Source organism: Nakamurella endophytica (genome assembly GCF_014646215.1).
Lineage (GTDB): Bacteria > Actinomycetota > Actinomycetes > Mycobacteriales > Nakamurellaceae > Nakamurella > Nakamurella endophytica.
Window position 1 is genome coordinate 322,097 of sequence record NZ_BMNA01000001.1, and the last position, 21,920, is coordinate 344,016.

Consider the following 21,920-nt stretch of genomic DNA (forward strand, 5'->3'; position numbering starts at 1 on the left):
GACGTCCCGCGCGACCGAGACAACCGGATCGACGTTCCAGAATATATGGAACGTCGATCCGGATGACAAGACAGGGCCGGCCGCGCTGCGGCACAGTTGCTTGACGTGTCAAGTACCTGGCCCGTAGCGTCGGTGAGCCGGCGCACCGACAGGAGGCGTGAGCCGTGGCCACGACCGAGGAACTGATGCACGCCAACCTGCTGGAGTAGTTCGGCGAGCGGGACGCGGCCCGGCGCCGCGCCACCATCGAGCGGATCTACGCCCCGTCGGTGCGGTTCTCGGATCCAGACGAGGTCGTCGTCGGGCACGACGCGCTGGACGCCAAGGCGCAGCGGATCCTCGACGATGCACCCGGTTTCGTGTTCAGCCCGGCGGGACCCGTCCGCGTCAACCAGGACCTCGGCTACCTGGCGTGGGCTTTCGGCCCGGAGGGCGGACCCGCCGTCGTCCGGGGCCTGGACATCGCCCTGATCGAGGACGGTCTCATCGGCCGCGTCTACACCTTGCTCACCGACTGACCCGGGGCGCCGCGTCCTCCGGCGCGCTGCCGCCGATGCGAAACCCCGTAGGCGGCAGCGCGGCGACCGTGTTCGATGCCGATCATGCGGACCACGCTGGGGACGCCCGGTGTCGACGGGTTGGCGGACGTCGCCGGCGTGCTGCGGGACTGGCAGGACGACACGTCGCCTCTCCAGCTGCATCCTGGCGACCTGGGCTGGTTCTGGCGGTTCGGCGCCGAGGCGACGGCCGCGGCGGTGCGGGTCTGGGGCCGCGGCGGCGCGATCGCTGCGGTGGGCCTGCTGGACGGTCCGGAGCTGCTCCGGCTCACCGTGGCGCCCGAGATGTGGCGCGATGCGGAGCTGGCACGGCAGGTGGCGGCCGACGCCGCCCATCCCGAGCGCGGCATTCTCCCGGCGGGGACGGTCTCGGTCGAGACCCCGACCGGGACGGCGGTCCAGGAAGCGTTCTCCGAGGTCGGATGGGCCACCGGCGAGTCGTGGACGCCGCTGACCCGGGACCTCACCGACCCGGTGCCAGATCCCGGTGTTCGCGTCGAGATCGTCCGCCCTGCCACCGTTGCCGACTTCACCGCGGTGCACCGGTCGGCGTTCGGCAGTGGGCGGTTCACCGACGACCGGTGGCGCGCGATGTCCACCGGTGTCCCGTTCGCCGATGCCCGGTGCCTGCTGCTGTACGACGGTCACGGCGCCGCGGTCGCCGGGGTGACGGTGTGGTCGGCCGGTGCGGGCCGCCCCGGGCTGATCGAGCCGCTGGGCGTGCACGCCGACCACCACGGCCACGGCCACGGCCGGGCCGCCTGCCTGGCCGCAGCGTCCGCGCTCCGCGAGCTGGGAGGGTCGAGCGTCCAGGTCTGCACGCCGACCGCCCGGACGGCGGCCGTCGCGACCTACCGGTCCGCGGGGTTCCGGCGGCTGCCCGAGCGGCTGGACCGGACGAGGGCGGATCGGGGGTGAGCGACCGACCGGTCCCGGGTGTCCGACCGGCGGGTGCCGTCAGACGTTGAAGCGGAACTCCACCACGTCGCCGTCGTGCATGACGTAGTCCTTGCCCTCGATCCGCACCTTGCCGGCGGCCTTGGCGGCGGCCATCGAGCCGGCGGTCACCAGGTCGTCGTAGCCGACGATCTCGGCCTTGATGAAGCCGCGCTCGAAGTCCGAGTGGATGACGCCCGCGGCCTGCGGGGCGGTGGCGCCCTGCTTCACGGTCCAGGCCCGGGACTCCTTGGGGCCGGCCGTCAGGTAGGTCTGCAGGCCCAGGGTGTGGAAACCGGCCCTGGCGAGTGCGTGCAGGCCGGGTTCGGGCTGGCCGACGGACTCGAGCAGCTCGCGCGCGGACTCCTCGTCCAGCTCCAGCAGCTCCGATTCGACCTTGGCGTCCAGGAACACCGCGTCGGCCGGGGCCACGGCGGCGGACAGCTCGGCGCGGCGGGCGTCGTCGGTCAGCACGGCCTCGTCGGCGTTGAACACGTACAGGAACGGCTTGGCGGTCAGCAGCGACAGCTCGCGCAGCAAGGCCAGGTCGATCGTGGCGCGGGCGGAGAACAGGGTGTGCCCGGCGTCGAGCAGGTCGCGCGCGGCCTGCGCCGCCTCCAGCACCGGCTTGCGGTCCTTGGCGTTCCGCGCCTCCTTCTCCAGCCGCGGAAGAGCGCGCTCCAGCGTTTGGAGGTCTGCGAGGATCAGTTCGGTGTTGATGGTCTCGACGTCGGAGAGCGGGTCGATCCGGCCGTCCACGTGCACCACGTCGTCGTCGGCGAACACCCGCACGACCTGGCAGATCGCGTCGGCCTCGCGGATGTTGGCCAGGAACTTGTTGCCCAGGCCGGCCCCCTCGCTGGCGCCCTTGACGATCCCCGCGATGTCGACGAAGGACACCGTCGCAGGCACGGTCCTGGCCGAGTGGAACAACTCGGCGAGCCGGTCCAGACGCGGATCGGGCAGCGGGACCACGCCGACGTTGGGCTCGATCGTCGCGAACGGGTAGTTGGCGGCGAGCACCTCGGACCGGGTCAGCGCGTTGAACAGGGTGGACTTGCCGACGTTGGGCAGGCCGACGATGCCGAGGGTCAGACTCACGGGGAACCAGTCTAGGTGCCCTGCGCGGCCGCCCCGCCGGTCGCGCAGGAACGGCTCCGCGCGACCGGACCGGCGCCGGCGCCCCGCCGCGGGCCGGCGGGAGCCGGGACCCGCCCGGTCGGCACGGTCAGGACGCCGGTCGGCGCAGCACGCTGACGCACCAGGGGTCGCTCCCGGTCCACGGGTCGAGCTGCCAGGTCGCGAAGCGGTGCTCGGCCACCAGCCCGGCCGCGGCGGTGTCGCGGTCGAAGCAGGCGACGTCGTACGTCCGGTCCGTGGCGAAGCCGGTCACCAGCCGGCCGCCCGGCACCAGCAGCGATGCGAGCCGCCGGAACACGTCGCCCTCGCTGCCCGGCGCCAGGAAGACCGAGACGTTGCCGGGCAGGGCCACCAGGTCGAACCGCTCGGACACCCCGGCGTCCCGCAGCAGCCGCGGCGACAGCGCCAGCAGGTCGGTGGCCAGGTAGGTGACCTCGGGATACCGCGCGCGGGCGATGTCGACGAGCCCACGGTCCCGGTCGACGCCCACCACGCGGTGCCCGCGGCGGTGCAGGCCTGCGGCGACGCGGCCGGTGCCGCACCCGCCGTCGAGCACGGCCGCTCCGCGGCCGACGAGCGCGTCGAGGAAGCGCGCCTCGCCGTCGAGGTCGGCGCCTTCGGCGTGCAGCCGGGCGAAGCGGTCGGCGTAGTCCTGCCAGCGGCTGCCGGTGTACTCGAGTTCCCACCGGGTCGGGGGCGGGCCGGCTGCAGCGGTCGTCCGGTCCCCCTGCGCGGCGGTCTCCCCCGTCGGATCCATCCGGGCAGCATCGCACGCCCGGCTGCCATGTCCGATTCCCGCCAGCACGGGAGTGGCGGTGCTGGCAGGGTGGTCGTCGTGATTCCCGATCCGGAAGCCGCCTACCGCGCCGTGCAGACGCGGGACGCCCGGTTCGACGGCCAGTTCGTCACCGCGGTCCGCACCACCCGGATCTACTGCCGTCCCGCCTGCCCGGCCCGAACCCCGTTGCGCCGCAACGTCGACTTCTTCCCGACGCCCGCCGCCGCCCAGGCCGCGGGCTACCGGGCCTGCCGGCGCTGCCTGCCCGACGCCGCGCCGGGATCGCCGGAGTGGAACCTGCGCGCCGACACCGTCGGCGCGGCCATGCGACTCATCGCGGACGGCGTGGTGGACCGGGAGGGAATTCCGGGTCTGGCGGCCAGGGTCGGGTACACACCGCGACACCTCGGGAGGCTGCTGGCCGCGGAGGTCGGCGCGTCACCGCTGGCCCTGGCCCGAGCCCGTCGCGCGCACACCGCGCGGGTGCTGCTGACCACGACAGCGATGCCGATGGCGGACGTGGCGTTCGCGGCCGGGTTCGCCAGCGTCCGGCAGTTCAACGACACGGTCCGCGAGGTCTTCGCCGTCGAGCCCGGCCGGTTGCGGGCGCAACGCCGGGCCGCGGCCGGCGCTCCGGCACCGGCGGGCACCCTCAGCCTCCGGCTGCCGGTGCGATGGCCCTTCGCCGCCGCGCCGCTGCTGGACTTCCTGGCCGCCCGGGCGGTGCCCGGGGTGGAGCACGTCGACGGTCCGACCTACCGGAGAGTCCTGCGGCTCCCGCACGGGCTGGGCGTCGCGCGGCTCGACCTGCCGGTGTCCGCCGGCCAGCCGGTGCTGGCGTCCCTGACGCTGCAGCACCTCTCGGACCTGGTGCCCGCGGTGGACCGGTGCCGGCGGCTGCTGGACCTGGACGCCGACCCGGTGCACGTGGACGCCGCCCTGTCCGCCGACCCGGCGCTCGCCGCGTCCGTTGCGCAGCGGCCCGGTCTGCGGGTGCCCGGGGCGGTCGACGGTCCGGAGATGCTGGTCCGGGCGTTGCTGGGGCAGCAGGTGTCCGTCACCGCGGCCCGCACGGCACTGGGTCGGCTGGCCCGGCACGCCGGGACCCCGCTGCCGCCGGAGCTGGCGCAGGCCGCCGGACCGGCCCTCACCCACGCGTTCCCGGGCCCGGACGAGCTGGCGGCGCTGGAGCCGGCCGACATCCCCGGTCCGCAGCGCCGCGCGCTGGCGGTGATCCGGGCCGCGCAGGACGAGGCGGCCGGGGACCTGGTCCTCGACGCCGGCCGGCGCCCGGGCGACCTCACCGCACAGCTCGCCGCCCGTCCGGGCATCGGCCCGTGGACGGCCGGGTACGTCACCATGCGCGTGCTCGGCGACCCCGATGTGCTGCTGCCCGGCGACGTCGGCCTGCGGCAGGGCGCCGCCGCCCTCGGTCTTCCGCCGGACGACGCCGCGCTCGCCGTCCGAGCCGCCGCCTGGCGGCCGTTCCGCTCCTATGCCGGCGCCCACCTGTGGCGCGCGGCGGCCGCGATGGCGGCCACCCGCCGACGAAGGGATGTGCCCCGTGCCAGCTGACAGCACCACCACGACCACCGCCCCCGGGGCGCCCAGCGGTCCGATCGGCGGGAACAGCGCCGCACCGGCGACCGCGGCGCCGCCGCGGCCGGCCCGTCCCGTTCCCGCGGCCGTGCCGGCGGTCGCCGATGCCGCGGTCGCCACCGTGCGGACGCCGGCAGGGCCGTTCACCGTCGTCGCGGACGTCGGCGGCAGAGGACCGGCCACCGTGCTGGCCGCCGGCTGGACCGGCGACGTGGCGACGCTGCTGCCGTTGATCACCGCGCGGGTCCGGCCGCTGCGGTGGCAGCAGGCCTCCCGGATCGACGGGGTCACCGACGCGGTGCTCGCCTACCACGACGGCGATCTGGCCGCGGTCGACCGGGTCCCGGTCCGGCAGGCCGCCGGTCCGTACCTGGACCACGCGCTGGCGGTCCTGCGCACGGTGCCGGCCGGAGCCCCGCTGAGCTACGCCGCGTTCGCCGTGCTGACCGGGCGGCCGGCGGCGGTCCGGGCCGCGGCTTCGGCCTGCGCCCGGAACGCGGCGGCGCTGTTCGTCCCGTGCCATCGGATCCTGCGCACCGACGGCACTCTCGGCGGATTCCGGTGGGGCCTGCCGGTCAAGCGGTGGCTGCTCGACCACGAGTCCGGCGATCAGCGCGAGGCGGCCCTGTTCTCCGGCAGCGCCGCGTCGTAGCGCTCGAGAACCAGTCCGGCCAGCAGGGTCCCGAGCGGCTCGGCGAACGGAACGCCGGCGGCGGCCGGGTGGTCGCGGACCTGGTCGAGCAGCAGGCCGGGCGCGAGGAACAACGGCACCACGGCCACCGGCCCCTGACCGCGGGCCTGCTCCAGCGCGGGTACCGCCCGCGGCTCCGACGTGGCGAACACCGCCCGCACCGGCGCCGGCCGGTGTGTGGACCACTGCTCGGCGAGCGCCTGCACCGCCGCGTTGGCGGCCGGGACGGACGAGCCGACGGCCAGCAGCAGGACGGGCACCTCGTCACCGATGCCGGCTCGTTCGGCGGCGCGCCGCAGTGCCCGCAGGACCGGCGCGCCCAGCCCGAGGATGTCCGCCCGGACCAGGCAGGTCCCGGTCTCCCGCTCGGCCCGCTCCACCGCCTCCGGCGCGTCGACCCGGGCGTGGAACGCCGACGAGAACAGCAGCGGGACGACCACGGCGCGATCGGCGTCCAGCGCCCGGACCGCCGTGCCCAGGTCCGGGTCGGTGAGGTCGAGGAACGCCGGCTCGGCCTGCAGGCCGGGACGGGCGTCGGCGACGGCGCGCAGCAGCGCCGCGATCGCGGCACCGGCGCGCGGATCGCGGCTGCCGTGCGCCAGACCGATCAACGGCAGCGGAGGTCCGGCCGTGCCGGTCCCTTCCGCGGTCGCCTCGCGAACCGCCCCGGCGCCCGTCAGGTCGCCCGTCACGTCGCCCGTCACGTCGCGGGCGCGAGCCCACGCACCCGCAGGATGTGGCGCTCCACCGGTCGGAAGAACAGCAGCTCGATGCCGATGCCGACCAGGAAGATCAACACCAGCGCGGTGTACATGGTCGGCGGGTCGCCGAGCGAGCGACCCTGGTCCATCAGCTGCCCGAGACCCAGCCCCAGCTTGCTCGAGGTGGCGATCAGTTCCGCCGCCATCAACGAACGCCACGAGAACGCCCAGCCCTGGCGGAGTCCCGCCAGGTAGCCGGGGAGCGCGGCAGGCACCAGGACGTCCTTCATCAGGCCCACCGGCCCCAGGCCCAGCACCCGTCCCACCCGGGTGAGCAGCGGCGGCACCTGGTCCATGCCGGAGATCAACCCGTTGGCGATGGACGGCACGGCTCCCAGCAGCACGACGGCGTAGATGGCACCGTCGGTCAACCCGAACCACAGCACCGCCATCGGCACCCACGAGACCGACGGCAGGGACTGCAGTCCGGTGAGCAGCGGGCCGACGGACGCCCGCAGCCACCGGAACCGGAACAGCAGCAGCCCGACCACCGTGCCCAGGACGATGGAGGCCGCGAAGCCGACCAGCCCGCGGCTGACGCTCGTCCAGATCACCGAGAACGCCGACCCGTCGGACACCATGCCGGCGAACGTGTCCCACACGCTCGCCGGTGACGGCAGCACATACTCCGGCTTCCACCGCTGCGTGTAGGCGACCTGCCAGAGGCCCAGCAGCACCACCAGGGCGATGACCGGCGGGTAGGCACCGGACAGGAACCGTCGCCAGGCCGGCGGCCGGGTGTCCGTCGTGCGTTCCAGCGCGTCCAGACCCGCGCCGACGGCGGCGGTGTCCTCGCGCTCGACCCGCTCGGCCGGGCCCGCCGCGACCAGGACAGGCCCGGCCGGCCGGTACCCCGCCGTGCCGACCGGTCCGGCGGTGTCGACCGGCCGGAGGTCCTCAGGCCTCGGCATGGCTGGCGATCTCCTCCCGCAAGCGGACGGTGATCTGCGCGGCCAGCGCCGACACCTCCGTGTGCTCGATCGTGCGCGGGCCCTGGATCCGGACCGGCCACTCCCCCACGACCCGCCCCGGCCGCGACGACAGCAGCACCACCCGCTGACCCAGCCGCACCGCCTCGCGCACGTTGTGCGTGACGAAGACGACGCTGCGGCCGGTGTCCTTCCAGACGCGGGTCAGCTCGTCGTGCAGGACGTCGCGGGTGATCGCATCCAACGCCGCGAACGGCTCGTCCATCAGGAGGACCTGACCGCCCTGGGCGAGTGCCCGGGCCAGTGCGACGCGCTGCCGCTGGCCGCCGGACAGCTCGTGCACCCGCCGGTCCGCCGTGCCCGAGAGCCGCACCAGCGCGAGCAGTTCCGCCACCCGGGCCGGCCGGTCCCGGCGGGCGACGCCGGCCCGCTTGAGTGCCAGCGAGATGTTGCCGCCGGCCGTCAGCCACGGGAACAGCGCGGCCTCCTGGAACATCAGCGCGGGGCGGCCGGACACCCGGACGGTGCCGGAGGTCGGCCGGTCGAGCCCCGCGACGAGGTTGAGCAGCGTGCTCTTGCCGCAGCCGGACGCACCGAGCAGGCAGACGAACTCCCCGGGTGCCACGGTGAGATCGATCGAATCCAGGGCGTGCACGGTGCTGCCGCCGGGACCGCGGAACACCTTGCTGACGCCGTCGATCTGCACCCCGGCGGCACCAAGCGGTCGGACCGGCAGCGGTGGGACGACGCGCGGGTCGTCGTCCGGAGACGGCGCGGCGGCCGAGTCGTCCTGCAGCGTGACGGTCACGGCTACTCCTGTCCCAGCGAGGCCGCGGAGACGGCGGGCTTGCCGGCCGCGGCGAGAACCTTGTTGAGCAACCGGAGGTCGAAGATCCCCTGGATGTCCGGCGCGGTCTTGAGCAGACCGGCGGTGACCGCGTGCTCGCCGGACGCCTGGTACGTGGAGGCCATCGGATCCACCGTCACCTGGATGTTCTTGAAGGACGCGGCCATCACCGCGTCCGACAGCTTCTTGCCGGTCAGCTGGCCGATCGCGTCGTTGATCTTCGCCTGCGCCGCGGTCGGGTCCTGGGCGATGACGCCCGCCTCGGCCACCTCGCCGGTCAGCAGCGCCTGGACGGTGTCCGGATGCGCGTCCAGGTACCCCTTGGCGACGACGACGATCGTGGTGGGGAACCGCTTCTGGGGCCACAGGGTGGCCTCGTCGACGAGGACCTTGGCGCCCGCGTCGATCACCAGGCGGGACGCCCACGGCTCGGGCAGCCAGCCGCCGTCGACCTGGCCGGACCGGAACAGGTCCAGGGTCTGCGAGTTGTCCTGGTTCACCACGTCGACGTCGCTGCCGCCGGTGGTCTGGGTCTTCAGCCCGTTCTGCGCCAGGTACGTCCGCAGCGCGACGTCCTGCGTCCCGCCCAGCTGCGGTGTGGCGATGGTGGTGCCCTTGAGCTGGCCGGCCGAGGTGATCGACGGCTTGACGACGAGCGAGGCCCCGTTGTCGGTGGCTCCGGCGACGATCCGCAGCGACTCGCCCTTGGACTTGGCGTAGGCGTTGATCGCCGGGCTGGGGCCGAGGAAGGCGGCGTCGATGGCTCCCGCGTTGAGCGCCTCGATCGCCGCGGGACCGGCGTTGAAGACCTGCGTCTCGAGCTTGGTGCTGCCCAGCGCCTTCTGGAAGCCCCCGTCCGCGACACCGAGCACGGCCGCGGCGTGGGTGACGTTGGCGAAGTACCCCAGCCGCAGGGTGGCGGCCGCAGTGCCGCCGGCGGCACCGGAAGCGGCGGGTGCCGCGCTGCTGGAGCCGGCAGAGGACGAACCGGAGCCGCAGCCGGCCAGCAGCACCGCGGCGGCCGCGGCGGTGGCGACCGCGGCGAGCCGGTTTGTGCTCCGGCGGTGCCGGGAGGGACGGCGGGATGGTGCTGCGAGCATGACGGGGCCTTTCCGGAGCGGGGCTCGACGGGGGTCAGGGACCGGGGGTGGACAGGGTGTCGGGGTCGGTGAGGGGACCGCGGTGGTTCGCGGGCCCGGCCGCGCGTTCGGCGGCCGGGCGGTCGCCGGGACATCGGTCCTCGTCCCGCGCGGCGGGGACGACGACCGGCGTCACCGTGACCGTGCCGTCCTTCTGCACCACGCCGCCGGGCCGCGGCCGCAACGCCGAGCGGCGGTCGCCGGCCATCCCGGCGGCCAGGGTCGTCCCGTCCGACGGATCGACGACCAGCAGCGCCCCGACGGTTCCGCCGGGACGGAAGTCCTCGACGGGCAACGGCGCGGCCAGTCGGAACCGGACCTGGCCGATGTCGTTGAGTCGCAGGGCGTCCGCGGCGGCGTCGGTGGCCAGGGTGTCGATGTCCAACCGGTGCTCGATGGCCGAGACCAGGACCGGTGCGGCCGTGGTGCCGTAGCGGAGCAGGGCCCGCAGCCCCGGTCGCAGCGGCTTGTCGGCCAGGTGGGCGACGGTCGCGGTGAACTCGGTGACCGGCGGCGGCGCGTCGTGGACGCCGGCGATCAGGTCGCCGCGGGCGATGTCGACGTCGTCGGCCAGCAGCAGCACCACCGAGTCCCCGGCGCCGGCCTCCGGCAGCGAACCGTCGGCCGTGTCGATCCCGGTCACCTTGGTGTCCCGGCCGGACGGCAGCACGACCACCCGGTCGCCGGCGCGGACGGTGCCTGCGGCGATCCGCCCGGCGTAGCCGCGGTAGTCCGGCAGGTCCGCCGTCCGCGGCCGGATGACGTACTGCACCGGGAACCGCAGCCCGGCCGGGTCGGCCGCAGGCTGCGCGCCGGCCGGGCCGCCGGCGTCCTCGGCGGCGGGATCGCCGTCCAGGGACACGGTCTCCAGGTGCTCGAGGACGCTGGGTCCGGTGTACCAGCGGATCCGCTCGGACCGGGTCACCACGTTGTCCCCGTGCAGCGCGGAGATCGGGATGGCGGTCACCTCGCCGATCCCGAGTTCCCGGCAGTAGACGTCGAACTCGGCGGCGATGCGGTCGAACACGTCCTCGTCGAAGTCGACGAGGTCGATCTTGTTGACCGCCAGCAGCAGGTGCGGCACCCCGACGAGCGCGGCCACCGCCGCGTGCCGCCGGGTCTGCGACACGACGCCGGTCCGGGCGTCGACCAGGATGACCACCAGGTCGGCGGTGGACGCACCGGTCACCGTGTTGCGGGTGTACTGCTCGTGGCCGGGAGTGTCGGCGAGGATGAAGCTGCGCCGGGGGGTGGCGAAGTAGCGGTACGCGACGTCGATGGTGATGCCCTGTTCGCGTTCCGCCCGCAGCCCGTCGACGAGCAGGGACAGATCGGCGGTCGCCAGCCCGCGGGCCTGCGACGTGCGCTCCACGGCGTCCAGCTGGTCGGCCAGCACGGACTTCGAGTCGTGCAGCAACCGCCCGACGAGGGTGGACTTGCCGTCGTCGACGGAGCCGGCGGTGGCGAACCGGAGCAACCCGTGCCGCTCCTCGGCCGAGCCGGGATCGCCATCGATATCCGCACCGCCGTCGGCGGCGTGCGCGGCGAACTGCGCGGCGTCGAGCGACGACATCCCGTCGGCGACACCGAGGACGTCCGTCGTGGTGTCGGTCGCCGTGTCCGGGCCTGCTGCCGCGTCCCGGGTCGTGGTGGCTGCCACTAGAAGTACCCCTCCCGCTTCCGGTCCTCCATGGCCGCCTCGGTGAGCCGGTCGTCCGCCCGGGTCGCCCCGCGCTCGGTGATCCGGGTGGCCCGGATCTCCTCGATCACCGCGGCGACGTCGGCCGCGGCGGACTCGACGGCGCCAGTGCAGGACATGTCGCCGACGGTCCGGTAGCGGACGCTGCGACGCTCCACCGTCTCGCCCGGCCGGGGTCCGCCCCAGTCGCCCGGGGTGAGCCACATGCCGTCCCGGCGGAACACCGGACGCTCGTGGGCGTAGTAGATCTCGGGCAGCTCGATGCCCTCGGCGCGGATGTAGGACCAGACGTCCAGCTCGGTCCAGTTGGACAGCGGGAAGACGCGCACGTGCTCGCCGGGCGCGTGGCGGCCGTTGTACAGGTCCCACAGCTCCGGTCGCTGGCGGCGTGGATCCCAGCCCCCGAAGGCGTCCCGCAGCGAGAAGATCCGCTCCTTGGCCCTGGCCTTCTCCTCGTCCCGCCGGGCGCCGCCGATCACCGCGTCGAAGCGCTGCTCGACGATGGTGTCGACCAGCGGCACGGTCTGCAGCGGGTTGCGGGTGCCGTCCGGTCGTTCGGCGAGCCGGCCGTCGTCGATCCAGTCCTGCACCGCGGCCACGATCAGCCGCGCGCCGGCGCGCTGCACGGCGCGGTCCCGGAACTCGAGGACCTCCGGGAAGTTGTGGCCGGTGTCCACGTGCAGCAGCACGAACGGGACCGGCGCCGGGTGGAAGGCCTTGCGCGCCAGGTGCAGCACGACGACGGAGTCCTTGCCGCCGGAGAACAGCACGACCGGCCGGTCGAACTGGCCGGCGACCTCGCGCAGGATGTGCACCGCCTCGGACTCGAGGTCGTGCAGGTGGCCGCGCCGACGGCCACCGGCGGTCCGGGCCGTCGGCGTGCTGGCGGGCGGCGTGCTGACGGACGGCGTGGTCGCGGACGGCGTGGTGGCGGACGCCGTGGTGGTGGGTGGTGTGGTGGCCGGCGCTGTGGTGGCGGTCGTCACGAGGGTTCTCCGTCCGCGGAGGTGTGGGCCGGTGGGTGCGCCACGGTGCCGGCGGGCGCTGCGGCGGCAGCCCCGTCGGCGTCCCCGGCCACCAGGTCCAGCAGTGCGGCGACCGACTGGTCCAGGGACAGCCGGCCGGTGTCCAGTCGCAGGTCCGGCGTCGGCGGCACCTCGTACGGGTCGTCCACCCCGGTCATCGACCGGATCTCGCCGCGGAGCGCCTTGGCGTACAGTCCCTTCACGTCGCGCCCGGCGCAGACCTCGAACGAGGTGGACAGGTGCACCAGGAGCATGCGGGTGCCGTGCTCCGCGTGGTGCCGGCGGACCAGCTCCCTGGCCCGCTCGTACGGGGCGATGACCGGGACCAGCACCGTGACCCCGTGCCGGGCGAGCAGCTCGGCCACGAAACCGATGCGGTCGACGTGGGTGTCGCGGTCGGCGCGGCTGAACCCGAGTCCGGCGGACAGGTGCGTGCGCACCTCGTCGCCGTCGAGCACCTCGACGTCGGTGCCCCGTCGGCGCAGCTCGTCGGCCACCGCCAGGGCGAGGGTCGTCTTGCCGGCGCTGGGCAGGCCGGACAGCCAGAGCGTCACCCCGCGTCGCGCGCCCGTGGTGGCCTCCGTCCCGGGACGGGTGGCAGCGGCGGCGGTCACGTGTGCAGCCCGCACTCGGTCTTGGCCCGACCGGCCCACCGGCCGGAGCGTGGGTCGTCACCGGGCCGCACCGCACGCGTGCACGGTTCGCAGCCGATCGACGGGTACTCCGCGGACAGCAAGGGGTTGACCAGCACGCCGTGTGCCGAGATGTACCGGTCCACGTCGTCGTCGGTCCACGCCGCCAGCGGCGCGATCTTGACCCGCTGCCGGCGTTCGTCGAACGCGACGACGGGCGTCGCGGCCCTGGACGCCGACTCGGCCCGCCGCAGTCCGGTGGCCCACGCCTCGTAGTCCTCCAGGGCCCGGTTCATCGGCGCCACCTTGCGCAGCGCGCAGCACAGGTCAGGATCCCGGGCGTACAGGGCGCTGCCGTAGCGGGCGTCCTGCTCGGCGACGGTCTGCAGCGGCAGCAGCCGGCGCAGGCGCACCGGGTACACCGCCTCCACGGCATCGGCCGTGCCGAGGGTCTCGACGAAGTGGTAGCCGGTGTCCAGGAACAGCACGTCGAGGCCCGGCACCACCCGGGATGCCAGGTGCGCCAGCACGGTGTCCTGCATGGACGCCGACACGGCCAGCCCCGCGCCGAACTCGTCGGCCGCCCACCGCAGGATCTCCTCGGCCGGGGCCCCTTCCAGCCGGACCGCCGCGGCCTCCGCGAGCCCGCGGAGCTCGGCCGGGCTGCGCACCGTGCCGATCACGCCGACACGTCCGGTCCGGTGGAGCCCGCCGCCGGGACGCCGACGGGATCGCCGCCGCGGCCGGCCACGCCGATGAACCGCACCGCGAAGACGCGGTAGCAGTCACCGCACCGCCAGGCACCGTGCGAGTCCTCGTGCGGCCACAGGTTCGTCTCGCCGCAGTACGGGCAGTACTGGGCGGGAGCGCGGTTCTCGGTCATCACCGCAGCGCCTCCTCGTCGGACCGGGCGACCCACTGGGCGAACCGCTCCCCCGGCTCCCGGGAGGACTGGAAGCTGCGCACGACGCGCTCCACGTAGTCCGCGAGCTCGTCGCCGGTGACCTTGTGGCCCCGCACCTTCCGGCCGAAACCCGCGTCCAGGCCGAGGCCTCCGCCCAGGTGCACCTGGAAGCCGTCCACCTGCCGCCCCGCGGTGTCGGTGACGATCATGCCCTTGAGCCCGATGTCGGCGATCTGCGTGCGTGCGCAGGCGTTGGGGCAGCCGTTGATGTTGATGGTGAGCGGCACGTCCAGGTCGCCGATGCGCCGCTCGAGCTCGTCGACCAGCGCCATGCCGCGCGCCTTGGTCTCGACGATCGCCAGCTTGCAGAACTCGATGCCCGTGCACGCCATCATGTTCCGCCGGAAGGTGGACGGCCGGGTGTGCAGGCCGAGGGCCTCCAGCCCCTCGACGAGCGAATCGACTCGGTCGGCCGCGATGTCCAGGACGACCAGCCCCTGATCGGTGGTGGTGCGCACGCGCTTGGACCCGTGCGCCTCGGCCAGGTCGGCCAGTGCCGTCAGCAGGGTTCCGCTGACCCGGCCGACGGTCGGCGTCACGCCGACGTAGAAGCGGCCGTCGCGCTGCCGGTGCACGCCGACGTGGTCCCGGGGGCCGTCCGGGACGGGCGGGGCGGGGCCGTCGGTGAGGGCCCGTCCCAGGTACCGGGTCTCGAGCACCTCGCGGAAGCGGGCGATACCCCAGTCGGCCACCAGGAACTTGAGCCGGGCCCGGTTGCGCAGCCGCCGGTAGCCGAAGTCCCGGAAGATCGACACCACGCCGGCCCAGATGTCCGGCACCTCGTCGAGGGTCGAGAACACGCCCAGCCGCTGGCCGAGCATCGGGTTGGTGGACAGCCCGCCGCCGACCCAGACGTCGAAACCCGGGCCGAGTTCCGGATGCACGACGCCGACGAACGCCACGTCGGCGATCTCGTGGGCGACGTCCTGCCGAGGCGAACCGGAGATCGAGGTCTTGAACTTGCGCGGCAGGTTGGAGAACTCCTCGCTGCCGATGTAGCGCCGCTGGATCTCCTCGATGGCCGGTGTGCCGTCGAGGATCTCGTCCTCGGCGATGCCCGCCAGGGGCGAGCCGAGGATGACCCGCGGGGTGTCGCCGCACGCCTCGGCGGTGCTGAGGCCCACCGCCTCCAGCTCCTGCCAGATGTCGGGCACGTCCTCGATCCGCACCCAGTGCAGCTGCACGTTCTGCCGGTCGGTCAGGTCGGCGGTGTCGCGGCCGTAGCGGGTGGACACGGTGCCGATGGCGCGCAGCGCGTCGGTGGTCAGCAGGCCGCCGTCCAGCCGGACGCGGAGCATGAAGAACTTGTCCTCGAGCTCCTCCGGCTCGAGGACGGCGGTGCGGCCGCCGTCGATGCCCGGTGCCCGCTGGGTGTACAGGCCCCACCAGCGGAACCGCCCCCGCAGGTCACCGGGGTCGATCCCGTCGAACCCGGTGTGACGGTAGACGTTCTCGATGCGCGCCCGGCAGTGCAGGCCGTCGTCGTCCCGCTTCATCCGCTCGTTGGGGTTCAGCGGCTCCCGGTGGCCGAGCGCCCACTGCCCCTGGCCGCGGGCCGCCTGCGGGCGCCGCTGCGGGCGGCCCTGCGGAGCGGCGGACGACGCCGCCGCCGCACCGGTCGCCGGAGCGGCGACCTCGGCCGCAGCGCCGGCAGCAGCACGCACGGAAGGGTGGGTCGGGACAGCAGGCACGGGCATCCTCGGGTGTCGATGGGGCACCCCGGGGCACGAACGTCGAACGGGACCGTGCCAGGGGGCGCGGCACCACCCGGGCGGGCGGTGGCGGGCGTCAGCGGCCGGCGCAACACACGGCGCTGGCGACGCGCACGAGGTCGACCTCGCGGCGGCCCACCAACGGCACCCGTGCAGACATGCGGGTCAGCCTAGCGCCCGCGGCGACGTACCACCTACTGGGAAGGCTGCTCATCATGTGGGACGCCGGTCACCCGCCGACGGCGCGGCGCCCCCGCCGACCTGCCGGGCACGTCCGACGGGACCACCCGCGCCGGGGCCCCGACCGCGCCACGACGGGGACTGTCGGTGCCCTCGGCCATGCTCTGCCCGTGACCACTGCCCAGCTGTTCGTCGGGGCCCTGCTGCTGGCCGTCGGGCTGGCCGTCGGGCTGGCACTGGGCCTGGTCCTGGGCGCGATGCGCCGGCGGGCCGGCTCCCGTCCCGCGGCCACCGGGGCCGAGGTGGCGGCCCTGCTCGCTCCGGCCGCCTCGGCCCTGGACCGGGTGGAGCAGCAGCTGCGGGAGGTCGAACGCAGCCGCGCCGGCGCGTACGCCGGACTGTCGCAGCAGGTGGCGTCGCTGCAGCAGGTGTCCGCGGAGGTGGGCCGGCAGGCCGGAGCGCTGGCCGGGGCGCTCCGCTCGCCGTCGGTGCGGGGGCGGTGGGGGGAGCTGCAGCTGCAGCGCATCGTCGAGCTGGCCGGCATGGTCGAGCACTGCGACTTCGACCGCCAGGTCCGCGGTGCGGACGCGCTCGGCGGCGGGGTCCGACCGGACCTGGTCGTGCGGCTGGCCGGCGGGCGCAGCATCCCGGTGGACGCCAAGGTGCCGTTGGAGGCGTGGCTCGCCCTGCAGCAGGGGTCGGCCGGCCCGCCGGGCGTAGAACGGGCACGACTGCAGGCGCACGCCCGCGCGCTCCGCGCGCACGTCGACGCGCTGGCCGCCAAGGCCTACTGGGAGGCGTTCTCGCCGGCGCCGGAGTTCGTCGTGCTGTTCGTCCCCGGCGAGGCCCTGCTCGACGCGGCGTTGCAGGCGGACCCCGGGCTGGCCGAGCACGCCTTCGAGCAGCGGGTGGTCATCGCGACGCCGACGACGTTGATCGCCCTGCTCCGGACGGTCGCGTTCGGGTGGCGCCAGGAGCGGCTGGCGGAGTCGGCGGAGGAGATCCTGCTGCTCGGCCGCGACCTGCATCGCCGCCTCGCCACGGTCGGCGGGCACCTGACCGCGCTGGGACGGTCGCTGGACCGCGCGGTGCAGGCCTACAACGCCGCGATGGGCTCCGTGCAGAGCCGGGTGATGGTGACGGCCCGGCGGCTGTCGGACCTGGGAGCCGGCGGCGACCCGCTGCCGCCCCTCGACCCGCTCGCCAGCACGGTGCGGGATCCGGACGTCGACCGGTGGCGGCGGGACGCCCCGGACCCCGGCGAAGCGGAGCGCCCCCGTGCGGTACCGGACGAGGCGGTCCCCGGCGGTGACGAGCTCGACGGTGACGGTGACGAGCACCGGGGGGCCAGGGCCGGGGCCGGGGCCGGGGCCGGGGCCGGGGCCGGGGCCGGGGCCGGGGCCGGGGCCGGGACGACCCTCCGGTCGGGGACGGGGAGGCGGGGTCGGGACCGCGGGGAGCCGCCCCCGGACGTCCTCCGTTCCGCGCCGGTTCCACCGCTCGACGCGGCCGCCGAGTGGGACGAACGGTACGGGCGCGCAGCGGTCGGTACCCACCCCGCTCGGGCCGGACGGCGCGTCGGGCAGCGAGGGGCCGCGACCGGCACGGACGATGCCCGGCTTGCCGGCGCGGGCGGCGGGACGGAGCCACCACGGCATGGGCAGCGCTCGGGTCCCGGCGGAGCCGCCCACCCTGACCCACCGCCCGCGACTCACGGGTTCGGCACGCCCGGACCGCTACCGTGACCGGGTGCGCAGTGCGAGACCCGGCCCCCCGTCCCCGTCGGCGGACCGGCGACCCGACCCCGCGGACGCCAGCGTCCTGCCGTCGGTGCGCGGCATCCCGTCCTGGGCGGCGGTGCTGGTCGCGGTCGCCGCCACGGTGGTCGGCGCGGTGATCGACCAGGCGGTGAGCGGACGCCTGGGTGCCGGGATGCTCGTCGGCCTCGTCGTGGGCATCGCGGCGGCCGCGCTGGCGGTACGGCGCGGGTCGATCTTCACGGCCATGGTGCAGGCGCCCCTGGTCCTGCTGGTCGTCGACCTGGTGGTGTCGCTGCTGACGATCTCCGGCCGGCTCACGCTGACCCTGATCGCCGTCGTGCAGGCGTTCCCCACGATGGCCATCGGCACGGCGGTCGGGCTGGTGCTCGGACTCATCCGGATCCTCGCGCAGGCGCTGCGCCGCCCGGCCGACCGCACCGCCGCAGGACGCCGCGCGCACGCCTGATCCGCGACCCAGAAGCCGGAGCCGCCAGCCCCGGACCGCACAAGCCTGAGGCTGCACAGCCCGGGCCGCGCACGGCGGCCAGGAGCTCCGGTGCTGAAGGCAGCACCGGACGGACCGGCGCCCAGCCGTTGCGCGCCTCGCCGGTCGTGGAGGACCTCGCCCGTTGCACCCGCCCGGCCGGTCCGCGCCGGCCGCCGGGGTCAGCTCCGCGCCGGGGTCAGCTCCGTGCCGATCGCTGGGGTCACCGCCGCGCCGGGGTCAGCTCCGCGCCGGCCGCAGGTCGCGCCGCAGCTCCTTGGGCAACGAGAAGGTCAGCGTCTCGGTCGCCGCGGTGAACTCCTCGACGTCGCCGAAGCCGCGGCCGGCCAGCCAGCCCAGGACACCCTGCACCAGGTCCTCCGGCACCGATGCACCCGACGTGACGCCGACGGTGGACACGCCGTCCAGCCAGCTCGGGTCGATCTCCCCCGCGTCGTCCACCAGGTGTGAGGTACGGGCACCGGCGTCCAGCGCCACCTCGACCAGCCGTACCGAGTTGGAGGAGTTCCGGGAGCCGACGACCAGCACCAGGTCGCAGTCGCCGGCGATCTGCTTGACGACCTCCTGGCGGTTCTGCGTGGCGTAGCAGATGTCGTCGCTCGGCGGCGAGGTCAGCAGCGGGAACCGCTTGCGCAGCAGGTCCACCGTGGTCAGCGTCTCGTCCACCGACAGGGTGGTCTGGGACAACCAGACGACCCGCTCCGGATCCCGGACCTGCACGGCGTCGACGTCCGCGGCGCTGTCGACGACCTGGATGGCATCGGGCGCCTCGCCCTGCGTGCCCTCGACCTCCTCGTGACCGCGGTGGCCGACCAGCAGGATCTCGTAGCCGTCCGCCGCGAACCTGCCCGCCTCCTTGTGCACCTTGGTGACCAGCGGGCACGTCGCGTCGATCACCCGCAGGTCCCGGGCCCGGGCCTGCTCGTGCACCGCCGGCGAGACGCCGTGGGCGGAGAACACCACCACGGCACCCTCGGGCACCTCGTCGGTCTCGTCGACGAACACCGCACCCCTCGCCTGCAGCGTCGCCACCACGTGCTTGTTGTGGACGATCTGCTTGCGGACGTAGACCGGCGCCCCGTACTGCTCCAGCGCCTTCTCGACGGTCACCACGGCACGATCGACGCCGGCGCAGTACCCGCGCGGGCGGGCCAGCAGGACCCGCTTGGGCCGGGATGCGCCAGGTTCCGTCATGCCTCCATGGTAGGCGGGCGGGACGCACCGTCCCGGTGATCCCGGTCCCGCACGGCCCCCGGCCACCGGACCACCTCCGGATACGGCAGGCTGGTGTCATGGCCCTCACACTGCCGACCCCGATCCGTGTGGCCGCCGGCCTGGCCGGCGTGGCCAAGGACCGGCTCCGCGCCCTCCCCCAGGATCTGCCGGTGCTCGCGGTGTCCGCCGCGGGCCAGGCCTTCCGGCTCTCGCTCCGCTTCCGGCAGCAGGTCGCCGAGCTCGCGACCCGCGGCGACGAGGTGCTGTCCGGCCTGACCGGTCGCCCGGAGACCGCGCCGGCATGGGCCGTGTTCGACGAGGACCAGGACACCGGCGCCGGTGCACCGTCCACCGCAGCAGGACCAGGGACCGGGGCGGGCGGCACCGGGGCGACGGCCGCAGGCACCGCCACAGCCGCAGCCGCGGGCGCACCGAGCACAGCCGCGGGCGCCGGCACTGCGACGGCCGGTGCCGGCGCGCGGGCCGGCCTCGGCGGCGAGTCGCCCGTCGCGGACGCGGCCGACATCGCGGCCGCCGCCTCGGCGATCGGAGCCGCCGTGGACGCACCGGCGACCGGTGGCGCCACCGGCACCGGCGCGACCCGGGCCGCCGCCGCAGCCGGGGCCGCAGCCCGGGCCCGGGCCGCCGCGCGCGGCCGGCAGGCCGGCACCCCGACGCCCGGTACCGAGCCGGCCGGCGTCGACGAGTTCGACACGCCCGCCAGCAGCGGCGGTCAGGGTTCGGCATCTGCCGATGCGGCGCGCCGGGCCCGGGCCGCCGCCGAGACGCCGCACACCGCCGGCACCCGCAGCCGCACCCCGCGCGCCACCCGCCCACCGAGCGGCACCACACCCGGCAGCGGCACCGCGGCCCGGGCGACCCGACGCCCACGCGGGACCGCCGCCCGGGACTCCGGTGCCGGTGGCGCCGGCACGTCGTCGATCACGGTCGGCGGTCCCGACGGGCCGGCCGCCGTCCCACCCGCTGCCGGCGTGCCCGGACCCGCGGACCTGCCGGCACCGCCCGGAGCCGGGCCGCTGGTCGCCCAGGACCCGCTGCTGCTCACCACCGCCGAGCTGAAGGCGCACGTCGACCAGCTCGGTGAGCCGCAGGTGCGCCAGCTGCTCCGCGAGGAGGAGGAGGGCGCCAACCGCGCCGCCTACCTGACCCTGCTGTCGAACCGGCTGACCACCCTGGAGCACGGGTCGTCGTGACACCACCGGCGACGGCCGGCGGGCCGGCCGCGTCGGGGACCAGCGCGGGCGGCCGCCCGGCACCCTTCCCGGCCACGGCGGCCGACACCAGTCGGGAGAACCCCTGGCCGGTGCGGGCGTTGGCCCAGCGGATGGCGCAGTACGTCGACCGGGCGCCGGCCGCCTGGATCGAGGGGCAGATCGCCCAGCTCGGCCGTTCCTCGGCCGCGGCCACGGTGTTCCTGACGCTGCGCGACGCGGCGGCCGACATCTCCCTGCAGGTCACCTGCGCCCGCAGCACCCTGGCGGCGCTGCCCGTGCCGCCCACCGAGGGCGCGCGGGTCGTGGTGCACGGCAGGTTCGAGTTCTACGCACCGCGCGGGTCGCTGTCCTTCCGCGCCGACGAGCTGCATCCCGTCGGCCTAGGTGAGCTGCTCGCCCGGCTCGAGCGGCTGCGCCGGCTGCTCGCCGCCGAGGGCCTCACCGCCCCGGAACGCAAGCGCCGGCTGCCGTTCCTGCCGCACACCGTCGGGCTGGTCACCGGCAAGGCCAGCGCCGCCGAGTCGGACGTGCTGGCCAACGCCCGCGCCCGGTGGCCCGCCGTCCGGTTCCGGGTGGAGAACCCGGCCGTGCAGGGACTCTCGGCGGTGACGCAGATGATCGCGGCGCTGCAGCGGCTGGACGCCGACCCGCACGTCGAGGTCATCGTGCTGGCCCGTGGCGGTGGCAGCACCGAGGACCTCCTGCCGTTCTCCGACGAGGCGCTCTGCCGGGCGGTCTCGGCCTGCCGCACGCCCGTGGTGTCGGCGATCGGCCACGAGCCGGACCACCCGATCGTCGACGACGTCGCCGACGTGCGCTGCTCCACACCCACCGACGCCGGCAAGCGGGTGGTCCCGGACGCCCGGGCGGAGGCGGCGGCGGTGGACGGACTGCGCACCCGGGCCCGCCGGGCACTGGCCGGCTGGGTCGACGGCGAGGCCGCCCGGCTGTCCCGGCTGACCGCGGCGACGGTGCTCGCCGACCCGCTGGCGCCGGTCGAGCGCCGGGCGGACGAGATCGGCCGCTGGCGGGACCGCGGCCGCGCGGTGATCACCGCCCGCATCGACCGCGACGATCGCGACGTCGCGCACCGCCGGGCGCAGCTCACTGCCCTCGGACCGGCCGCGACCCTGGCCCGGGGGTACGCCGTCGTGCAGGTCGGCCACCTTGTGCTGCGGTCGGTGGACGAGGCACCGGCCGGAGCGCAGCTGCGGATCCGCGTCGCCGACGGAGCGCTGGCCGCCCGCAGCCTGGGGACCGAGCAGCCCGATCCGGTGGACGGGACGGCGGACGGCGGACCGGCTGCACCGACCCGGGCGGCCCGCAGGGCGAGGAGGACGACGTGAGCAACCGCGCTGCAGCCACCGACGGATCCGGCACCGGACCGGACCCGGCGACCTACGAGCACGCGCGGGACGAGCTCGCCCAGGTCGTCGCGCGACTGGAGGCGGGCGGGCTCGGGCTGGACGAGTCCCTGGCGCTGTGGGAGCGCGGCGAGCACCTGGCGCGCATCTGCACCCGCTTCCTCGACGGTGCCCGGCAACGCGTCGAGGCGGCTCTGGCCCGCGCCGACGAGGACTGAGCCGGACCCGTCCACTCCGGACGCCGCCCGAGGG

At 75.3% G+C, this 21,920-nt stretch carries 22 protein-coding genes and 1 pseudogene; 9 read left to right on the forward strand and 14 right to left on the reverse strand.

Annotation, left to right across the window (positions count from 1 at the left end; all coding sequences use genetic code 11):
• Positions 1 to 239: 239 nt before the first annotated feature.
• Both IEY37_RS01450 and IEY37_RS01455 read left to right on the forward strand, forming a co-directional pair.
• Positions 240 to 518 (forward strand): annotated as a pseudogene (locus tag IEY37_RS01450) (nuclear transport factor 2 family protein); the annotation flags it as partial.
• An 84-nt stretch (positions 519 to 602) separates the two neighbouring features.
• Positions 603 to 1,475: a GNAT family N-acetyltransferase gene (locus tag IEY37_RS01455; protein ID WP_188939719.1), complete on the forward strand. Its 873-nt coding sequence runs from the start codon at positions 603 to 605 to the stop codon at positions 1,473 to 1,475.
• Positions 1,476 to 1,514: 39 nt separating this feature from the next.
• Here the strand turns inward: IEY37_RS01455 and ychF are convergent, their stop codons facing one another.
• Both ychF and IEY37_RS01465 read right to left on the reverse strand, forming a co-directional pair.
• On the reverse strand, positions 1,515 to 2,594 hold the full coding sequence (gene ychF, locus IEY37_RS01460; RefSeq protein WP_188939720.1) for a redox-regulated ATPase YchF: 1,080 nt from the start codon (positions 2,592 to 2,594) through the stop codon (positions 1,515 to 1,517).
• Between the two features lie 127 nt (positions 2,595 to 2,721).
• A complete protein-coding gene (locus IEY37_RS01465; RefSeq protein ID WP_188939721.1) occupies positions 2,722 to 3,390 on the reverse strand; it encodes a class I SAM-dependent methyltransferase in 669 nt (222 codons plus the stop codon).
• 27 nt (positions 3,391 to 3,417) lie between these two features.
• Here IEY37_RS01465 and IEY37_RS01470 point away from each other — a divergent pair, with 27 nt between their 5' ends.
• Positions 3,418 to 4,986: an AlkA N-terminal domain-containing protein gene (locus tag IEY37_RS01470; RefSeq protein WP_188939722.1), complete on the forward strand. Its 1,569-nt coding sequence runs from the start codon at positions 3,418 to 3,420 to the stop codon at positions 4,984 to 4,986.
• A gap of 112 nt (positions 4,987 to 5,098) precedes the next feature.
• The gene (locus IEY37_RS01475; RefSeq protein WP_373298238.1) at positions 5,099 to 5,662 is read left to right on the forward strand and encodes a methylated-DNA--[protein]-cysteine S-methyltransferase; all 564 of its coding nucleotides are present in this window, start codon (positions 5,099 to 5,101) and stop codon (positions 5,660 to 5,662) included.
• Here IEY37_RS01475 and IEY37_RS01480 read toward each other — a convergent pair.
• From IEY37_RS01480 to IEY37_RS22720, 11 genes are all read right to left on the reverse strand, one after another.
• Entirely contained in the window at positions 5,620 to 6,393 is a 774-nt protein-coding gene (locus IEY37_RS01480; protein WP_229673525.1) for a sirohydrochlorin chelatase, read from the reverse strand. The two genes, IEY37_RS01475 and IEY37_RS01480, sit on opposite strands and share 43 nt — an antisense overlap.
• An 8-nt stretch (positions 6,394 to 6,401) precedes the next feature.
• Positions 6,402 to 7,373 (reverse strand): ABC transporter permease, encoded by a 972-nt coding sequence (locus tag IEY37_RS01485; protein ID WP_188939724.1) that lies wholly within the window; start codon positions 7,371 to 7,373, stop codon positions 6,402 to 6,404.
• Complete coding sequence (locus IEY37_RS01490; RefSeq protein WP_188940137.1) at positions 7,360 to 8,127, reverse strand: ABC transporter ATP-binding protein; 768 nt, start codon at positions 8,125 to 8,127, stop codon at positions 7,360 to 7,362. Before IEY37_RS01490 ends, IEY37_RS01485 begins: the two co-directional genes overlap by 14 nt.
• Before the next feature lie 74 nt (positions 8,128 to 8,201).
• On the reverse strand, positions 8,202 to 9,338 hold the full coding sequence (locus tag IEY37_RS01495; protein WP_188939725.1) for an ABC transporter substrate-binding protein: 1,137 nt from the start codon (positions 9,336 to 9,338) through the stop codon (positions 8,202 to 8,204).
• A gap of 34 nt (positions 9,339 to 9,372) precedes the next feature.
• Complete coding sequence (locus IEY37_RS01500) at positions 9,373 to 10,950, reverse strand: sulfate adenylyltransferase subunit 1 (protein WP_188940138.1); 1,578 nt, start codon at positions 10,948 to 10,950, stop codon at positions 9,373 to 9,375.
• An 86-nt stretch (positions 10,951 to 11,036) separates the two neighbouring features.
• A complete protein-coding gene (cysD, locus tag IEY37_RS01505) occupies positions 11,037 to 12,062 on the reverse strand; it encodes a sulfate adenylyltransferase subunit CysD (protein ID WP_188939726.1) in 1,026 nt (341 codons plus the stop codon).
• Positions 12,059 to 12,715 (reverse strand): adenylyl-sulfate kinase, encoded by a 657-nt coding sequence (gene cysC, locus IEY37_RS01510; RefSeq protein WP_188939727.1) that lies wholly within the window; start codon positions 12,713 to 12,715, stop codon positions 12,059 to 12,061. Before cysC ends, cysD begins: the two co-directional genes overlap by 4 nt.
• Positions 12,712 to 13,416 (reverse strand): phosphoadenylyl-sulfate reductase, encoded by a 705-nt coding sequence (locus IEY37_RS01515; protein ID WP_188939728.1) that lies wholly within the window; start codon positions 13,414 to 13,416, stop codon positions 12,712 to 12,714. The genes cysC and IEY37_RS01515 overlap by 4 nt, the downstream gene beginning before the upstream one ends.
• Positions 13,413 to 13,616 (reverse strand): hypothetical protein, encoded by a 204-nt coding sequence (locus IEY37_RS01520; RefSeq protein ID WP_188939729.1) that lies wholly within the window; start codon positions 13,614 to 13,616, stop codon positions 13,413 to 13,415. The genes IEY37_RS01515 and IEY37_RS01520 overlap by 4 nt, the downstream gene beginning before the upstream one ends.
• Complete coding sequence (locus IEY37_RS01525; protein ID WP_188939730.1) at positions 13,616 to 15,394, reverse strand: nitrite/sulfite reductase; 1,779 nt, start codon at positions 15,392 to 15,394, stop codon at positions 13,616 to 13,618. The genes IEY37_RS01520 and IEY37_RS01525 overlap by 1 nt, the downstream gene beginning before the upstream one ends.
• 91 nt (positions 15,395 to 15,485) lie before the next feature.
• Positions 15,486 to 15,626, reverse strand: coding sequence for a putative leader peptide (locus IEY37_RS22720; protein WP_373298232.1), 141 nt, complete (start codon positions 15,624 to 15,626; stop codon positions 15,486 to 15,488).
• A 133-nt stretch (positions 15,627 to 15,759) separates the two neighbouring features.
• Here IEY37_RS22720 and IEY37_RS01530 point away from each other — a divergent pair, with 133 nt between their 5' ends.
• Complete coding sequence (locus tag IEY37_RS01530; RefSeq protein WP_229673529.1) at positions 15,760 to 17,334, forward strand: DNA recombination protein RmuC; 1,575 nt, start codon at positions 15,760 to 15,762, stop codon at positions 17,332 to 17,334.
• Between the two features lie 4 nt (positions 17,335 to 17,338).
• Entirely contained in the window at positions 17,339 to 17,815 is a 477-nt protein-coding gene (locus IEY37_RS01535; RefSeq protein WP_188939731.1) for a DUF6542 domain-containing protein, read from the forward strand.
• A 258-nt stretch (positions 17,816 to 18,073) separates the two neighbouring features.
• On the opposite strand, the gene IEY37_RS01540 is transcribed toward IEY37_RS01535, so the two are convergent.
• Positions 18,074 to 19,048 carry a 4-hydroxy-3-methylbut-2-enyl diphosphate reductase gene (locus IEY37_RS01540; RefSeq protein WP_188939732.1) on the reverse strand — a complete coding sequence of 325 codons (975 nt, stop codon included), beginning with the start codon at positions 19,046 to 19,048 and terminating at the stop codon, positions 18,074 to 18,076.
• A 98-nt stretch (positions 19,049 to 19,146) separates the two neighbouring features.
• On the opposite strand from IEY37_RS01540, the gene IEY37_RS01545 reads away from it, so the two are divergent.
• From IEY37_RS01545 to IEY37_RS01555, 3 genes are read left to right on the forward strand one after another with little or no spacing between them, the layout of a single operon-like run.
• Positions 19,147 to 20,283 (forward strand): hypothetical protein, encoded by a 1,137-nt coding sequence (locus IEY37_RS01545; protein ID WP_188939733.1) that lies wholly within the window; start codon positions 19,147 to 19,149, stop codon positions 20,281 to 20,283.
• Positions 20,280 to 21,650, forward strand: coding sequence for an exodeoxyribonuclease VII large subunit (xseA, locus tag IEY37_RS01550; protein WP_188939734.1), 1,371 nt, complete (start codon positions 20,280 to 20,282; stop codon positions 21,648 to 21,650). Before IEY37_RS01545 ends, xseA begins: the two co-directional genes overlap by 4 nt.
• The gene (locus tag IEY37_RS01555; RefSeq protein WP_188939735.1) at positions 21,647 to 21,886 is read left to right on the forward strand and encodes an exodeoxyribonuclease VII small subunit; all 240 of its coding nucleotides are present in this window, start codon (positions 21,647 to 21,649) and stop codon (positions 21,884 to 21,886) included. Before xseA ends, IEY37_RS01555 begins: the two co-directional genes overlap by 4 nt.
• The last annotated feature ends 34 nt before the right edge of the window (positions 21,887 to 21,920 follow it).

What these genes read in the sequence shown, in the direction of transcription:
- IEY37_RS01455 (WP_188939719.1), top strand. Translation starts at nt 603, where the DNA reads ATGCGGACCACGCTGGGGACGCCCGGTGTCGACGGGTTGGCGGACGTC.
- IEY37_RS01465 (WP_188939721.1), bottom strand. Translation starts at nt 3,390, where the DNA reads ATGGATCCGACGGGGGAGACCGCCGCGCAGGGGGACCGGACGACCGCT.
- IEY37_RS01470 (WP_188939722.1), top strand. Translation starts at nt 3,418, where the DNA reads ATGTCCGATTCCCGCCAGCACGGGAGTGGCGGTGCTGGCAGGGTGGTC.
- IEY37_RS01485 (WP_188939724.1), bottom strand. Translation starts at nt 7,373, where the DNA reads ATGCCGAGGCCTGAGGACCTCCGGCCGGTCGACACCGCCGGACCGGTC.
- IEY37_RS01495 (WP_188939725.1), bottom strand. Translation starts at nt 9,338, where the DNA reads ATGCTCGCAGCACCATCCCGCCGTCCCTCCCGGCACCGCCGGAGCACA.
- IEY37_RS01500 (WP_188940138.1), bottom strand. Translation starts at nt 10,950, where the DNA reads ATGTCGTCGCTCGACGCCGCGCAGTTCGCCGCGCACGCCGCCGACGGC.
- IEY37_RS01520 (WP_188939729.1), bottom strand. Translation starts at nt 13,616, where the DNA reads ATGACCGAGAACCGCGCTCCCGCCCAGTACTGCCCGTACTGCGGCGAG.
- IEY37_RS01525 (WP_188939730.1), bottom strand. Translation starts at nt 15,394, where the DNA reads ATGCCCGTGCCTGCTGTCCCGACCCACCCTTCCGTGCGTGCTGCTGCC.
- IEY37_RS22720 (WP_373298232.1), bottom strand. Translation starts at nt 15,626, where the DNA reads ATGATGAGCAGCCTTCCCAGTAGGTGGTACGTCGCCGCGGGCGCTAGG.
- IEY37_RS01540 (WP_188939732.1), bottom strand. Translation starts at nt 19,048, where the DNA reads ATGACGGAACCTGGCGCATCCCGGCCCAAGCGGGTCCTGCTGGCCCGC.
- IEY37_RS01545 (WP_188939733.1), top strand. Translation starts at nt 19,147, where the DNA reads ATGGCCCTCACACTGCCGACCCCGATCCGTGTGGCCGCCGGCCTGGCC.